10 protein-coding genes are annotated in these 14,886 nt (G+C 70.6%); 4 read left to right on the top strand and 6 right to left on the bottom strand.

Going from position 1 to position 14,886, the window contains the following annotated elements:
* Positions 1-104: 104 nt before the first annotated feature.
* From ACIRR9_RS42920 to ACIRR9_RS42910, 3 genes are all read left to right on the top strand, one after another.
* On the top strand, positions 105-1,511 hold the full coding sequence (locus ACIRR9_RS42920; protein ID WP_403764074.1) for a carboxypeptidase regulatory-like domain-containing protein: 1,407 nt from the start codon (positions 105-107) through the stop codon (positions 1,509-1,511).
* Positions 1,512-1,782: 271 nt separating this feature from the next.
* Complete coding sequence (locus tag ACIRR9_RS42915; protein WP_403764072.1) at positions 1,783-3,291, top strand: CoA-acylating methylmalonate-semialdehyde dehydrogenase; 1,509 nt, start codon at positions 1,783-1,785, stop codon at positions 3,289-3,291.
* A gap of 233 nt (positions 3,292-3,524) precedes the next feature.
* Positions 3,525-4,436 (top strand): NAD(P)H-binding protein, encoded by a 912-nt coding sequence (locus ACIRR9_RS42910; RefSeq protein WP_403764070.1) that lies wholly within the window; start codon positions 3,525-3,527, stop codon positions 4,434-4,436.
* 12 nt (positions 4,437-4,448) lie between these two features.
* Here ACIRR9_RS42910 and ACIRR9_RS42905 read toward each other — a convergent pair whose 3' ends face one another.
* Together ACIRR9_RS42905 and ACIRR9_RS42900 are read right to left on the bottom strand one after the other, a co-directional pair.
* A complete protein-coding gene (locus ACIRR9_RS42905) occupies positions 4,449-4,616 on the bottom strand; it encodes a hypothetical protein (protein WP_403764068.1) in 168 nt (55 codons plus the stop codon).
* 160 nt (positions 4,617-4,776) lie between these two features.
* Entirely contained in the window at positions 4,777-7,629 is a 2,853-nt protein-coding gene (locus ACIRR9_RS42900; protein ID WP_403764066.1) for a helix-turn-helix transcriptional regulator, read from the bottom strand.
* 159 nt (positions 7,630-7,788) lie between these two features.
* On the opposite strand from ACIRR9_RS42900, the gene ACIRR9_RS42895 reads away from it, so the two are divergent.
* Positions 7,789-9,312 carry a 4-hydroxyphenylacetate 3-hydroxylase family protein gene (locus ACIRR9_RS42895; protein ID WP_403764064.1) on the top strand — a complete coding sequence of 508 codons (1,524 nt, stop codon included), beginning with the start codon at positions 7,789-7,791 and terminating at the stop codon, positions 9,310-9,312.
* A 22-nt stretch (positions 9,313-9,334) separates the two neighbouring features.
* Here ACIRR9_RS42895 and ACIRR9_RS42890 read toward each other — a convergent pair whose 3' ends face one another.
* The 4 genes from ACIRR9_RS42890 to ACIRR9_RS42875 all read right to left on the bottom strand — a co-directional run bounded on the left by ACIRR9_RS42890 (position 9,335) and on the right by ACIRR9_RS42875 (position 14,517).
* Positions 9,335-11,554, bottom strand: a complete 2,220-nt coding sequence (locus ACIRR9_RS42890; RefSeq protein WP_403764062.1) for a LuxR C-terminal-related transcriptional regulator — start codon at positions 11,552-11,554, stop codon at positions 9,335-9,337.
* A gap of 134 nt (positions 11,555-11,688) precedes the next feature.
* Positions 11,689-12,177 carry a flavin reductase family protein gene (locus ACIRR9_RS42885; RefSeq protein WP_403764060.1) on the bottom strand — a complete coding sequence of 163 codons (489 nt, stop codon included), beginning with the start codon at positions 12,175-12,177 and terminating at the stop codon, positions 11,689-11,691.
* 344 nt (positions 12,178-12,521) lie between these two features.
* A complete protein-coding gene (locus ACIRR9_RS42880; protein ID WP_403764058.1) occupies positions 12,522-13,391 on the bottom strand; it encodes a dioxygenase in 870 nt (289 codons plus the stop codon).
* A 70-nt stretch (positions 13,392-13,461) separates the two neighbouring features.
* On the bottom strand, positions 13,462-14,517 hold the full coding sequence (locus ACIRR9_RS42875) for a maleylacetate reductase (protein ID WP_403764056.1): 1,056 nt from the start codon (positions 14,515-14,517) through the stop codon (positions 13,462-13,464).
* Positions 14,518-14,886: the final 369 nt, after the last annotated feature.

The raw sequence follows: 14,886 nt of genomic DNA, 5'->3' as shown, positions 1-14,886 counted from the left end.
GTACAGGGCCACCGGCACCGAAGAGGCGGCCGTCGGACCGCCGGGCATCCGGTCGGCCGCATGCTCAGTGACATGACTCGCCGGGGCGCCCGGGGGGTGGCTCTGTGAAACACCGGACCGAGCGTCCCCGCGGTGTCACCCTGGTCAAAGTCCTGGCCGAGACCCTGACGATCCCCGCACTGCTCTTCCTAGGCCTGCTGTTCTGCTTCACCATGGCCTTCCACCAGCCTCAGCCCGACCACGCGAAGCTCGCGATCGCCGGTGGCCCGGTGGCGCGCAAGGTCGACACCGCTCTGCAACGGCAGCATCCCGGCGGGTTCGACGTCACCGCCGTGACAGACGCCCAGGAAGCCCGCCGGGCGGTACTGGACCGGGACGCCGTGGCCGGCTTCGCCGCGCAGGGCAAACACGCCGTGCTCTACGTGGCCGGAGCCAACGGGGTGAGTCTTGAGCAGGCCCTGACCAAGGGCTTCACCCAGCTTGCGGCGCACAACCACCAGAAGCTGACGGTCACGGACGTGGCGCCCACCGTGAGCAAGGACGGACTCGGCACGACCCCGGTGTACTTCGCGATCGCCTGGAACATACCCGGCTACATCCTCGCGACGTCCCTGCTGCGGGCGGTGACCCTCAACCGGCGCAGGAAACTGCTGACGGTCGCGGGCTTCGCCGCGGTCCTCAGCGCCGCGGGCTTCTTCGTCGGCGTGGGGCTGGGCTACCTGCCCGACTCCCCCGCCGCCCTGGCGATCGCCTTCCTGCTCACCACGGCGGTGGGCACGTTCTCCCTCGGCATGGCACCTTTCGTCAAGCACTTCTTCCCGCTCGCGGGCCTGGGCCTGTACATCGTGCTGAGCGTCCCCTCCAGCGGCCTCGTCCCCGTCCAGCTGCTGCCGAGGTTCTTCCAGGGCCTGCACACCGTCATGCCCCTGGGCAACGCGGTCGACGGCCTGAGAGGGGTCCTGTACTTCGACAATGCGGGCGTGCTCCAGCCGGTCCTCGTGCTGTGCGCATGGATCACGGCAGGTATGACCCTGCTGGCTCTTGACGCGTGGCGGCACCACCGCACGGCCGTACGACAGGGAGCCGAGAGCGCGCAGGAGGACATTCCGGAACCGCCGGTGGAGGACCCCTCCGTGGAGGCGCCCGTGCCGACGGCACTTCCGGTCCGGCCCCACCACTTCGGCGAGCTGCTGCCGATGCTGGAGGGCACCGTCCACGACGGCGAACAGCAGCCCGTCCGCCATGCCGTAGTGACCGTCATGGACACCAGCGGCCGGCAGGTCGTGCGAACCACGACGAACGCGCGGGGCGAGTACGCCGTGACCGGTCTGCCCGAGGGATACATCAATGTGGTGGTCTCGTACCCCGGCCGCAATCCGCTGGTACACCAGAAGCTCCTGCAGTCCGGTGTGGCCGTCCGGGCCGACTTCACCCTGCACGACCGGCGCGACGGGACGACTCTCGCGGCGGCTCGACCCCTCGGTCTCGAACCCACGGGACGCGGATCCTGAAGAGCTGACCGACTGCCGCCCGGCATCTGGTGACCCGGGCCACCACAGTGCGGGACATGAGGGGGGCACTTCGCGCCCCGGCCCTCGGATCTGCCGCAACACGGAACTCTGAGCAATAGATTCCATATCAGCAGCAGTCCCGCCCGCGTGGCCACGGTGGCATGTGCCCCTGGCTGAGAGCGCGGCCCGGTCCGGACGCAGCCAGGGCCCCCGAGGTGCAGCGACAGGAACCTCGCGACCCGGCACCGTCATCCTCGAAGGAGTTCCGCCGATGAAGACCGTCACCCATTGGATCGCAGGCAAGCCCTACGAAGGCGTCTCGGGTGCCTCAGGCACCTGGGGCCCCGTGACCGACCCCGCGACCGGAGAGGTCACCACGCAAGTGGCCATGGCCGGCGCCGACGAGGTCGACGCCGCGGTCGCCGCGGCGAAGGAGGCCTACGCCGGCTGGCGCACGTCCTCGCTCGCGCAGCGGATCGCGATCCTCTTCCGCTACCGCGAGCTGCTGAACGCGCGCCGCGACGACCTCGCCGCGCTGATCACCGCCGAGCAGGGCAAGACCCACGCGGACGCACTGGGCGAGGTGGCCCGCGGCCTGGAGATCGTCGAACTGGCCTGCGGGCTCGGCATGGCGCTCAAGGGCGAGACGTCCACGGAGGTGTCGAGCCGGATCGACGTGGCGTCGGTCCGCCAGCCGCTCGGTGTCATCGTCGGCATCTCACCGTTCAACTTCCCCGCGATGATCAGCATGTGGATGTTCCCCATGGCGATCGCCTGCGGGAACACCTTCGTGCACAAGCCGAGCAGCAAGGCCCCGTCCGCGTCCATACTCCTCGCGGAGCTCGCGGCCGAGGCCGGCGTGCCCGACGGTGTGCTCAACATCGTGCAGGGCGACGAGGTCGCGGTGAACGCGCTGCTCGACCACCCGGACGTGGCAGCCGTGTCCTTCGTGGGCTCCACGCCGGTCGCCCGCCACGTCCACACCAGGGCGTCCGCCGGCGGCAAGCGCGTCCAGGCCCTCGGCGAAGCGAAGAACCACATGCTGGTGCTGCCCGACGCCGACCTCGACGCGGCCGCCGAAGCCGCCGTGACCGCCGCCTACGGCTCCGCGGGCCAGCGCTGCATGGCGGTCTCCGTGGTGGTCGCGGTCGGCTCGGCGGGCGACCCGCTGGTGTCCCGGATCGCCGAGCGGGCCGAGAAGGTCAAGATCGGACCCGGGAACGACCCGACATCCGAGATGGGCCCGCTCATCACCAAGGCGCACCGCGACCAGGTCGCGGACTACGTCGCGGGCGCGGCCGCCCAGGGAGCCGACGTGGTGCTCGACGGCCGGGGCTTCACCGTCGAGGGTCTGGAGAACGGGCACTGGATGGGCGTCTCGCTCCTCGACAAGGTCAGCACGGACTCGGACGCCTACCGGAACGAGATCTTCGGTCCGGTCCTGTGCGTGCTCCGCGCGGAGACCTACGAGGAGGCCATGACCATCATCAACGGCTCCCCGTACGGCAACGCCAGCTCGATCTTCACCCGCGACGGCGGCGCGGCCCGCCGCTTCCAGCTGGAGGTCGAGGCCGGCATGGTCGGCGTGAACGTGCCGATGCCGGTGCCGGTGGGCTACCACTCGTTCGGCGGCTGGAAGGACTCGGCCTTCGGCGATCACCGCATGTACGGAAGCGAAGCCGTGCACTTCTACACGCGCGGCAAGGTCATCACGACTCGCTGGCCCGATGCCGCCGAGACGGCGTCCGGTCCGGACCTGGGCTTCCCCGCGTCCCGCTGACGCCCGCTCAAGCGGCTGCCCGGTCCCCGGGTCGCCGGTGCGGTCGCAGGCCCGGCCCCGGGGCGGCCCGGCGTCCGGGGCGGTCGGATTCCCGGGAACAGTGACGCTTGCGTGGCGGTGAACCACCACGCCATCCCGCAACCGGGGAAGGCAGCCGGAGGCAAGATTTCTTTCGCCAGACGCAATCGGAAGAGGGGCGCGCGATCGACGCGGGCCCGGACGGAGGCAGACGGATGTCCGAGAAGAACCACGCCACGGTGGCGGTCACCGGGGTGACCGGGGCGCTGGGCAGCCGGATCGCGGCCCGGCTGGCCGACCGCGGCGTCCCGCAATTCCTCGTCGGGCGCAACCCCGACCGCATGCCCGAACTGCCCGGCGCCCAGCGACGCGGCCCGGCCGCCTACGCCGACGCCTCCGCCATGCGCAAGGCGCTCGAGGGCGCGTCGACCCTCGTCCTGGTCTCCGCACACCGCACGGGCCGCCGGCTGGAGGAGCACGCCAGTGCGGTCGAGGCCGCGATCGCGGTCGGCGTGGACCGGGTTCTCTATGTGTCCCTCGTCGGCGCGGCGCCCGCCGCCACGTACCTCAACGCCCGCGACCAGTGGCTGACCGAACAGTTCCTGACAGGGGCCGGGATCCGCCACACGGTGCTCCGGGCCGGCTTCTACACGTCGACTCCGGCCGCCCTCGCGGACGAGGAATTCGTCGTCAGCGGCCCGGCGAGCACCGGCCGGGCCGCCTTCGTCACCCACGAGGACATCGCCGACGTGATCACGGCCGTCGCCCTCGACGAGGGTCCCCGCTCCGAGCACGACGGCGCGACCCTTGAGATCACCGGGCCCGAGGCCCTGACCCTCGACGAAGCGGTCACCCGGATCGCCGCGGCCACCGGCCGGCCCTACCGCTACGAACCCGAGACCCTTGAGCAAGCCTTCGCACGACGATGGCGACGGGGCAGGAGCGGGACCCAGATCGAAACCTGGATCTCGTGGTACCAGGCGATCGAGAGGGGCGAGATTTCCACAGTCACCGATGTCGTCCCGCGACTCACCGGCTCACCGGCGACCCCGATCTCGGACGCAGCCTGGTGGCCCGCACCGAACACCGCGCGCGGCACCGCCGAACTCGGGCGGGGCCGAAGCTGAGCGCCACCGCTGTCAGGCGGCGAATCGGTCGGGTCCGCGCCGTGCCGATCCGCCGCCCAGGACTCGGGCGGCTGGATCAGCAACTGCCCGGAGGCCGGCGAACTGGAAGGGCTGGACCCGGACCGACTTGTCGTCGGCTTGCAGCGCGTCGGTCGTGTCGTAGCGCTTTGCGGCGCACATGTCCCAGCACAGGGTAGTTGCGCAGCATGGGGACCTCGTTGGGTCTCGGCCAGTGGCCGACGGTCATCAAGCGGTCACCCGAAGATTTCCATCCGCAGGTCGCGCCTATCGCTCGATGACGTGATGGACCTCAGCACCGCAGACCTTGCTCGTGCACGGTTCAGTCGTCCTCGTCGGCGCCGATACCCCGCTCGATCGACAGCCGGGCCAGCTCGACCCGCGAGTTGATGCCGAGCTTGGCGAAGATGTGCTTCATATGGGTGTTGACGGTGTGCACGGACACATAGAGCCGGTCGGCGATGGCCCGGTTGGTGAGCCCCTCGACGACGAGCGGAATCAGTTTCTGCTCGGATTCGGTGAGATCCCCCCACCCTTGGGGGCCGACCGTCGAGCTCCGCACGGGGGCGGTACGCACGCCGAGCCGGCGAAGACGCCGCCTGATCCGTTCCTGATCACGGCCGGCTCCCGAGGCCGACGCCAGCCGGCCCGCCTCTTCGAGGTACCGGACCGCCTGTGTCGTATCGGCCGATGCCGCCATGAGCTCGCCGAGGTCCTCGCAGGCCCCCGCCAGAGCCAGCGGCCGGCCAGTGCTCCGGTAGCCGGTCACAGCGGTCTCCAGTGCACGGGGGTCGCGGTCGAGCAGGCCGTCCACGTGGGCGCGGACAGCCCCGATGATCTGCCGGGTCTCGTTCTGTACGGTCAGGCTGCGCAGTGCGCCGGACACGGCCTGGCCGAGCGAACGGTCCTCGCCGCCGAGGGCGATGCGCACGATCGTCGGCCAGTGGGACGGAGCGAGCGCGAGCAGCCGGGTCGGCTCATGCCTTGCGAAGCTCGCCCCGAGTACCGCCGCCGCCTCGCCGCCCTCGCCCTCGGCATCCGCCAGACACGCACGCGAGAGGGACACCCACGGACCGTACCGCTGGTCGTACGTGCCGGAACCGGTTCCAGCGGCGCGGAGGTGGTCTGCGGCCTTGGCGAGGTCACCGCGTCTGATCTCCACCAGTGCCAGTACGGAACGGGCCTGCGGATTCACCGGTGTGACCTCGAGTTCGTCCGCCACCATGAGACTGGCCTCGGCCTCCACGGCCGCGTCGTCCAGGGCTCCCCGTTCGAGGAGTGCGCAGGCACGGGCGGCGTGCCAGTGGGGCAGTGACCAGCCGAGGCCCAACGCCTCCGCCTCGCGCTGTCCCTCCCGCAGGGTCTGCCCGGTCTCGGCGAGCCGGTCGGTGGCCGGCAGCACGGTGGCCAGCCACAGCGCCGGAATCCGCGGGGGGTGCAGGTAGAGTGCGGCGGGCTGGGTGGCGGCGCGTCGGGTGGCCTCCTCGGCGAGTTCGAGGGCGCTGTCCAGGTGCCCGCGGTAGAACTCCGCCTGTGACTGGAACACCATGGCGCTGACGATGACGGCCGGATCGTCGCTGCGGTAGGAGGCCTCGACCAGCCCGGTCCCGGTCTGCTCGGCAGCGGTGACGTCCCCCAGGTAGACATGGCCCGTGGCCTTGGTCTTCAGCAGCCGGACCCGCAGGTCGGACGGCAGCCCGGGAAGTTCGAGGGCCTCCTGGAGATGCGTCATCGCGGCGGTGTCGTCACCCGAGGCCTGGTGGATCTCGGCGGCCACCAGGCGCAGACGGGCCTCCTGCAGGGGTTCGAGGCCCTCCGGCAACGTGGCGTCGACCAGGTCGAGCGCCTCGTGCAGCCGGCGAGTGCGGCCGAGATACTCGGCGGCGTCGGTCAGCAGGGCGATACGGCGCCCGTCGTGCGGGGGCAGCAGGCCGGCGACCCGCTGGGCCAGATCCGCCGCCGCCTCGGGAGCCGACGACGACAGGTCCCGTACGGCGGTGATCATGGTGGTCACGGCATCGTCGTCGACCGGGCCGCCCGACATGACGACGTGCCAGGCCACCTCCGCAGGCCGTGCTCCCGTGCCGCGCAGGCTCTCGGCCGCCTCCCGGTGCAGGGCGGTCCGCACGGCCAGGGGCAGGTTGTCGTGGACCGCCTGCCGTGCGAGGTCGTGACGGAAGGCCAGTCGCGGGCCGTCGCCCGAGAGCAGACCGGCGTTCAGCGCGGCTTCGACACCCGGCAGCAGGCTGCCGACCTGCCGGCCCAGCATCCGGGCGGCCGTGCCGAGGTCGAATTCGCGGCCGAGGACGGATCCGATCTGGAGCAGGCGCACGGCGTCCTCCGGGAGCCGGTCCACTCGCGCGCCGACACTGCGCCGGAAGCTGACCGGGATGCCGTCTTGGAGAAGGCTCGCCTCACCCGCCTCCATCCTGCCGGCATCCATGTCGCCGAAGGCGCGTACCAGTTCGATGGCCAGGAAGGGATTGCCCGCGACACCCCGCAGCAGCCTGGCCAGACCGGGTGACGGCGTCGCCCCGAGGACATCGGCCGCGATGTGCTCCAGAGCCTGCTGAGGCAGGGGACCGAGGGTCAGCCATCGGGCTCCGAGGCGTTCGAGGTCCTCCCGCACCCGGGACACGATCAGTCGCTCGGTGTCCGACCGTACCGCCAGCACCCACAGGATCCGCGAGGCTGCCAGTCGTCCGGGGAGGGTGCGCAGCACGAAGAGCGTGGCGGGATCCGCCCACTGCGCGTCGTCCACCAGCACGGCCACCGGGGCGCGCTGGGCTCGGTCCTCCAGAGCGTCCGTGATGCTGTCCAGCAGCCAGAGCCGCTGGTCGCCGGAGGCCGCGCCGGCTCGGTGAGAACCATCGGAGGACTGCAGGGCGGCCTGCAGGGCCGCTCCTGCCACGTACTGGTCGAGCTCGTCGGCCCGTACCGACACCACGTCGAACCCGGACCGCCGCGCCATCCGGTCCAGCTCCCCGAGGAACCGGGTCTTGCCGACGCCGGCGGCGCCCTCCACGACAACGCAGGCGCCGCGTCCGCCACGCACCACGTCCAGCGCCTCACGGGCAGCCGTGATCTCGCGGTCCCGTCCCCGCAGGCGCAGTCCCGTCCTGTCCTGGTTCCCGCGCCCCTCGGCCTCGTCGCCGGTGGGGTCTGAGCTGTGCATGGGGCCCAGCATGGCGCAGGGCTCATCCGCCCTCAACGTCAGATCCGCCGTGATCGCCGCTTTCACCCGGGTGAAAGCGGCTCCGGCACCGTCGGCTCACCCCGTCCCGGAGCATGCTCCGTGCCATCCAGATCGCTGTCCCCCGGAGAGGAGCACGACATGCGTACAGGCAAGGAGTACCTGGCGGCGCTGAACGACGGTCGCAAGGTGTGGGTGGGAGACGACCTCGTCGACAACGTGGCCACGCACCCGAAGACCCGGGCGTACGCCCGGAGCATCGCGGCCTTCTACGACCTTCACCACCGCCCGGACCTCCAGGACGTCATGACGTTCGTGGACGAGGACGGTGTGCGGCGGTCCATGACCTGGTTCCAGCACCGTTCCAAGGACGACCTGCGGCGCAAGCGGATCTACCTGGAGACGGTGCAGCGGGAACTCGGAGGCGGGGCGGTCCCGCGCACACCGGACGTCAACAACTACGTCCTGCTGACCTACGTCGACGACCCGGAGCCCTGGAGCAGCCAGTCCGTCGGGACCGACGGGAGGGACCTCACCGAGGGCATCCTCGATTTCTGGAACGAGGTACGGGACGGTGACCTCAACGCGACGCCGGCCTTCGTCGACCCGCAGGCGGACCGCTCGCGCGATTCCGCACAGGCCGAATCCCCTGCCCTGCGGGTGGTCGGCACCTCCGACGAGGGCATCACCGTACGGGGCGTGAAGGCCATCAGCACCGGCGCGGCCTTCGGGGACGTGATCCACATCGGCGTCTTCTACCGCCCCGGCATCGTCGCCGAACAGATCATCTACGGGGCGGTGAAGCCGAACACCCCCGGGGTCACCGTGATCTGCCGCGAGAGCAACGTGCGCGACGGCGAGGAGGTGGAGCACCCGCTCGCCTCGCAGGGTGACGAGCTGGACAGCATCATCGTCTTCGAGGACGTCCTCATCCCCTGGAACCGCGTCTTCCACATCGGCAACCCCCAGCACGCGTCCCTGTACCCGCAGCGCGTCTTCGACTGGCTGCACTACCACTCGCTGGTGCGTGCAATGGTGAAGGCCGAACTGATGCTCGGTCTGGCGCTGCTGGTCACCGAACACATCGGCACCTACCAACTGCCGCCGGTCCAGGCCCGGATCGCCCGCTTCGCCGGCTTCCTGCAGACACTCAAGGCGCATGTGATCGCTTCCGAGGACGAAGGGTTCTTCACGCCCGGCGGCATCTACAAGCCCAACGTCCTGATGTTCGACTTCGGGCGGGCGTACTACATCGAGCACATCGGCGAGATGGTGCACGAGCTCATCGACCTGGCCGGCCGGGCCGCGCTCATCTACCCCACCGAGGGGCAGTGGCAGCGGCCCGAACTGAGGCCCTGGCTGGAGGCGCTGCAGACCGGACCGGTCGGCAGGCCTCATGACCGGCTGAAGATAAGCCGGGTGATCCGCGACATGTTCCTGTCCGACTGGGGCGACCGCATCAGCGTCTTCGAGAACTTCAACGGCACGCCCCTGCTGGCCATCCGCACCCTCACCATGAAGCGCGCCGAGATGTCACCGAACGGCGCCATGGCCGACCTCGCCCGCAAGGTCTGCGGCATCGAGAGCGTGAGCGAGCAGGAGTCGGCGTACCAGGCCCAGGCGAACTACGCCCGGCGCCAGGACGCCTCACGCCAGGACGCCTAGAGGCCGAACGCCGGGGCCCGTGTCACAGCACACCGCACTGCCGGGCCCTGGCGACCGCCTCGCTTCTGTCGTGTGCGTCGAGCTTGCGGAAGATCGCGCGTACCTGTGTCTTGACGGTGTTGTGGGACACAAAGAGCTCGGAGGCGATCTCACGCAGTGTCAGCGTGCCGCAGAGCGCACGCAGCACCCTGCGCTCACCGAGCGACAGGTCCTGGGGGCGGGGCGCGGCGGCGGACACCACGGTGTCCTCGCAGACCCGGCCGAGCAGGTCCGTCAGCATTCCGGGCAACTCGCACCGGGCCGCCGCTCGTTCGGCGGCCTCCCGGGACTTTCGTGCCGCGTCGGTTTCGCGCCGTGCGCTCTCCAGCCGTGACCGCATGAAGTGCCACAACGCACGCATGTGGGGTTCGCCCTCCGTCCGGGGCGAGCCCGCCAGCGCTGCCTCCGCGTCGGCGAGTACCGCTTCCGCCTCCTCGACGAACCCGTCTTCGAGGAGGAGCCCGGCCCGGCCGATGTACGCGGGAACAGAGACGAAGTGCCGGTCCAGGCCGAGCGTCGCGGCCTCTTCGAGGGCCTCGTCGCTCAGGATGCGTGCCAGTTCGTGCCGTCCGGCCAGGAGCGCGCACACGGTGCGAAGACCCAGCGCGCGGACGAGCGCCAGGCCGTGCCCGGCGGCATGCGCGTCGCGGGTCGCCTCCCCCAGCAGCGCCTCCGCCTCCTCGTATCTGCGGGTCCACAGGAGAGCGGCGCCACGCGCCGTACCGGCCAGCGCCCGCCAGGAAGTCAACGGAAGGGTGCCGGCGACGGCGGACTCGCCGAGGCGGTCGGCCGTCAGGACCTCCCCCAGCAGACAGCACGCCACAGCCTGAGCGACGGCTGCCGCATCGGACACCGTGCTGCCTTCGCCGACCGTCTGCCGCCCCGTCTCCCTCAGCCGGGCCACGTCCAGCCAGCGCCGGGCCGCTTCCGGGGAGCCCGCCGAGAGCGCCGCCATCGCCGCCACGACGCACAATCGCGCGTCGGCGGCCACCGTGCGCGGCGGCAGCAGGTCCAGCCACTGCGAGACCTGCGCACCGCGCCCCGCCGAGAGCGCCCTCTCCCAGCCTTCGAGGACGGACGCGACGGCCGCGGACTCGTCGCCGCCCAGTATCCAGTGCCGTACGGCTGCGGTCGTGTGCCCGTGCCGGGAGTACCACTGGGCCGCGGACCGGTGCAGGGACACGATGGTGTGCGACGCTTCGGCCTCGAGGACGTCGGACAGCAGCAACGACAGTGCCCGGTGATGCCGGTACGCCGACGGCTCGGCGGCGACGGGCACGAGCAGTTGCACGGTCCGTGCCAGCTCGTGCAGCAGGATGCCGGCCCGCTCCCCGGCGAGGGCCTGGCACGGCCCGACGCTCAGCTGGTCGAGCACGCTGGTGCGCAGGAGGAACCGGCGCTGTTCGGTGGTGAGCCGATGGAGGACCTCGGTGGCCAGGTACTCGGTGACCGCTCGTCTGCCCCGGGCCAGGTACCCCTTGGTGTCGGTCTCGTTCACCGAGCGGGCGAGGGTGCGTCCCATGAGGCAGAGCCCCGCCGCCCATCCCTCGGTGGCTTCGTACAGGGCGGCGGAGATCTCCGGGGTCGGGGCGGATCCGAGCAGTTCGGTGAGCACTGCCCGGGCCTCCTCGGGGGTGAAGGCCAGGTCGCGCTGGTCGAGTTCGGCGATCAGGCCCCGGGCCCGCAGCGTCGGAAGAGGGCTTCCGGGGATGTGCCGCGTCGACAGCACGATGCGGAAGCCGTGCGGAAGTCTGGTCAGGAAGTCCGCGAGGGTACGCATCGCGTCGGCGTCCGTGATGGATTCCAGTCCGTCGAGGATCAGCGTGAGCGGTCCCGCCGTGCCCAGACCGGTCACCAGATTCGGCAGGATCTCCTCAAGCCATGCCTCGACCCTCCACTCACCGTCGTCGAGGTGGGCTGGCAGTTCGGGCCGTGCGTGGCGCAAGGCCCCCAGGATGCCCGCCCAGAGCCGGTCCGGGGCGTTGTCGTGGGCGTCCAGGCTGAGCCAGGCGAACTGGCCGCGAGCCGCCGAGCCCCGCCACCACTCGGTCAGCAGTACTGTCTTTCCGGCACCGGCGGGCGCGGAGACGACCACCACGGGCTCGGTCGCCACGTCCAGTCGGCGCAGCAGACGCGGGCGGGGCAGGAGATGCGGGGGCTGGGCCGGAGGGCGGAGCTTGAAGGCTGGCACGGAGCTGGTCATGGCACTTTCCGTGGAGTGGTCGGGACGAGCGGAGCCCTCGACATCCGTGACTCGCCTCGCGCGAGCCGGACGTCGGGGGCGGTGGCGGGCGGGTCACGGGACCCGCAGCGGCTCCCTTCGCAGGGCTGCCAGGGCTAGAGCGCAGCCCTGAGCGCGCCGAAGCCGCCGGCGAAGTGGAGCAGCGGCCGGCTGTCCGCACGGTGTGAGCAATAGCGGACGTCACCCACGAAGATGGTGTGATCACCGCCGGGAAGTGCCTCGGAGACTTCGCACACGACGGCCGCGATGGCGTCCTTCAGCACCGGCACGCCGTGGTCGTCGATGGTCTCGACGCCCTCGAACTTGTCGGGTTTGGAGGCGGCGAAGTTCCGCGCCAGTATCTCGCTGTCCTCCCCGAGCACATTGACGGCGAAGCGGCCGTGCTCGGCGATCGCGGCCCGGGTGTAGAGGTGGTTGCCGATGCACACGAGCAGCTGGACCGGGTCCAGGGAGAGGGCGGACACGGCGCTCGCGGTCATGCCGATGGGCGTGTTTCCGGAGCATGTGGTGATCACGCTGACACCCGTGGCGAGCCGGCTCATCGTGGCTCGGAAATCGACCGTCATGTCGAGGATTTCAGTCATCGGAACCTCCGTGGGAGTCGGGAAGGGTGTCGGTCTGTTGCACGGGGACGGGGATTTGCTCCCGGTCGCGGTGGGCGTGTGGACGGACGTGTCGTTCGGGCAGGACCCGAGGACGTGGGCGGCTGCCTCGTGACTCACGTGAGGTCATCGGGCGTGCAGGGTGCCTCCCGCTTCGCCGAGTTGTCGGCGCTCGTCCGCGGCAGTCCCGTACCCGGGACTGCCGACGCCCCTGCGGAGCGGAGCTGTGGTGACCGTGGTGACCTGTGCGGCGCCGGCCGCTCAGCCGGACGGGGCGCGTTCCTCCCCGCGGATGCCATGGCGAGCGCGTCCGCGCGGCGAGGAGTTCAGGCCGCGGGAAGCGGTTCGAGGACGAAGGTGCGGCGCAGCAGGGTGTACGGCACGTCGGTCAGCCCGCGGCAGGGGCCGTCGTCCGGCGCGTACGTGTCGTAGGCCTCCAGCAGCGACTCCTTGACCCCGAACACCGGATCCGCGTCCAGGTACGCGTCGTCGGACGGGAACAGCATGGTGGTCACCCGCTGGAATCCGGGGGCCTCGATCAGCAGGTGCACATGAGCGGGACGCATCAGGGACCTGCCGGTCGCGCTCATGAGTTCGCCGACCGGGCCGTCACCGGGTATCGGGTAACTGGACGGGCGGATGGAGCGGAAGCTGAAGTGTCCGGTCTCGTCGGTTCGGAACAGCGCGCGCATGGCCGGGTCGACCTGACCGGGCACCTCCATGTCGTAGTGGCCGTCCGCGTCGCTGTGCCAGACGTCCACCGCGGCGCCGACCACCGGCGCTCCCTCGCCGTCCACGACCCGCCCTTCGAAGAACAACGGGATGCCGGGCAGGCCTCCGGAGATGTCGGCGCCGTCGGTGTGCTGCGGCCTGTCCTCCCTGAAGTACGGGCCCAGGACGCTGTTCTGAGTGGCGTCGGCAGGGCGCCGATTGCCCAGGGCGTCGACCAGCATGGTGACGCCCAGCACGTCGGACAGCAGGATGAATTCCTGGCGCGTCGGCGTACACGTGTGCCCGGTGCGCGTCAGGAAGTCCACTCCCTGGGCCCACTCCTCCTCCGTCAGTCCGACCTCGCGGACGAAGGAGTGGAGGTGCCGCACCAATGAACCCAGGATCTCCGCGAGCCGGGGGTTCTTGGTGTCCCCCATGGTCGAGATCACGGCTCCGGTGATGGTGTCGCTGGTCAGATCACGCATGGCGTCCTCCTGCGGAGAGTGGGTGTTCGGTGACGGAGTCGGCCCGGGAGCGGGTACGGCCCGGTGATGTCTACGGCGTCTCTCCGGCCCAGGCCCGGGCCAGGAAGGCGCGGACGGTGCTCCGGTCCACGGGACGCGGATTCCAGTAGCCGTCCCGCACGACGAGTCCGGCCGCCTGGTCGATTCCCGATTCGGGCATGCCGAGGTCCCGCAGTGCCCTGGGCGCGCCCAGCCGCCCGGCGAGGTCGTACAGGGCGTTCGCCGGGTCGTCCCCCGGCAGTGCCTGCGCGATGCGTGCCATGGCCTCGCCGGCCGCCGGGGCGTTGTAGGCGATGACGTGCGGCAGGACCACTGCGTGCGTTTCGGCGTGCGGAAGTCCGAAGGTGCCGCCCAGCACGTGGCACACCTTGTGATGCAGTGCCATGCCCACCGTGCCCAGACATGTGCCCGCCAGCCACGCTCCGTACAGCGCGTCGGCCCGTGCCTCCGTGTCGTCCGGATGCCGCACGACGAGGGGAAGGGACCGAGTGAGGGCGTCGAGTGCTTCACCCGCCATCAGAAAGGCGACCGGGTCCCGGTCCTGTGCGTAGAGGGCCTCCACGGCGTGCGCCATGGCGTTGATGCCGCTGACCACTGATATCTCCGGCGGGAGGGTGAGCGTCAGGTCGACGTCGTACACCACCGTCCTGAGCAGTACTTCCGGTAGCCGCCGGGTCGTCTTCCTGCGGCCTTCGGTCTCTCCGAGGATCGGTGTCATCTCCGAGCCGGCGTACGTGGTGGGCAGCGCCAGCTGCGGAAGGCCGGTCCGTGCGGTGATCGCCTTGCCCAGGCCGATGGTGGAGCCGCCGCCGATGGCGAGCACCGCGTCGGCTCCCACGGACCGGGCGTACGCGACCGCCTTCTCGGTGACCTCGACGGGGGTGTGCGGGGCCGCCTGTGCGAAGGTTCCCGCGGCTGCCGCGCCCAGCAGTTCGCCGGTCTGGGCAGCCTGGTCCGCCTGGTCGGGCGTGCACAGGATGAGCACCCGGCGGCATCCGAGAGCATCGGCCTCTTCGGGAACACAGCTGCGGGTACCGCTGCCGAAGACCACCTTGGTGATCTGTCCCCGGTGCACGAATTTCTTCACGATGATTCCCTCGGTCCTGCGGCTCCTTTGATGAAAGGAAGCGTCACCACCGAGACGAAGTGCGTCAACGGAATCCATGGGGGATAACGCTGATCGGCGCCGGAATACCCAGTTCGCGCGACCCCCACCCCTGCACCCGCCTCGGGACGGCCTCCGATATCACTCATCTACGGGATACCCGCGCAGGACGGGGCGTTGGACCGTGGACGCAGGTGCCGACCGGGGCGGACGCGTGGCATACGGGCCCGTCCTGGGCGGATTCGCTCCCACGACTCCCATAATTCCCGAAAGCCGTGACAGGGTCCGGGTGAATTTCTTGTGCATTGCCTTACGGAACGGTGTCCGGTGGGTCCGCATGGGCGAAAGGCA

Origin of the sequence: Streptomyces sp. NPDC101234 (assembly GCF_044767525.1) — a bacterium.
GTDB classification, from domain to species: Bacteria; Actinomycetota; Actinomycetes; order Streptomycetales; family Streptomycetaceae; genus Streptomyces; species Streptomyces sasae.
The sequence above is the reverse complement of the archived record's forward strand: the minus strand, read 5'-3'. Positions and strand labels throughout refer to the sequence as shown.

Bases quoted from the DNA above. Each gene is read 5' to 3' on its own strand.
- ACIRR9_RS42915 (WP_403764072.1), top strand. From the start codon at position 1,783: ATGAAGACCGTCACCCATTGGATCGCAGGCAAGCCCTACGAAGGCGTC.
- ACIRR9_RS42910 (WP_403764070.1), top strand. From the start codon at position 3,525: ATGTCCGAGAAGAACCACGCCACGGTGGCGGTCACCGGGGTGACCGGG.
- ACIRR9_RS42905 (WP_403764068.1), bottom strand. From the start codon at position 4,616: ATGTGCGCCGCAAAGCGCTACGACACGACCGACGCGCTGCAAGCCGAC.
- ACIRR9_RS42900 (WP_403764066.1), bottom strand. From the start codon at position 7,629: ATGCACAGCTCAGACCCCACCGGCGACGAGGCCGAGGGGCGCGGGAAC.
- ACIRR9_RS42895 (WP_403764064.1), top strand. From the start codon at position 7,789: ATGCGTACAGGCAAGGAGTACCTGGCGGCGCTGAACGACGGTCGCAAG.
- ACIRR9_RS42890 (WP_403764062.1), bottom strand. From the start codon at position 11,554: ATGACCAGCTCCGTGCCAGCCTTCAAGCTCCGCCCTCCGGCCCAGCCC.
- ACIRR9_RS42885 (WP_403764060.1), bottom strand. From the start codon at position 12,177: ATGACTGAAATCCTCGACATGACGGTCGATTTCCGAGCCACGATGAGC.
- ACIRR9_RS42880 (WP_403764058.1), bottom strand. From the start codon at position 13,391: ATGCGTGATCTGACCAGCGACACCATCACCGGAGCCGTGATCTCGACC.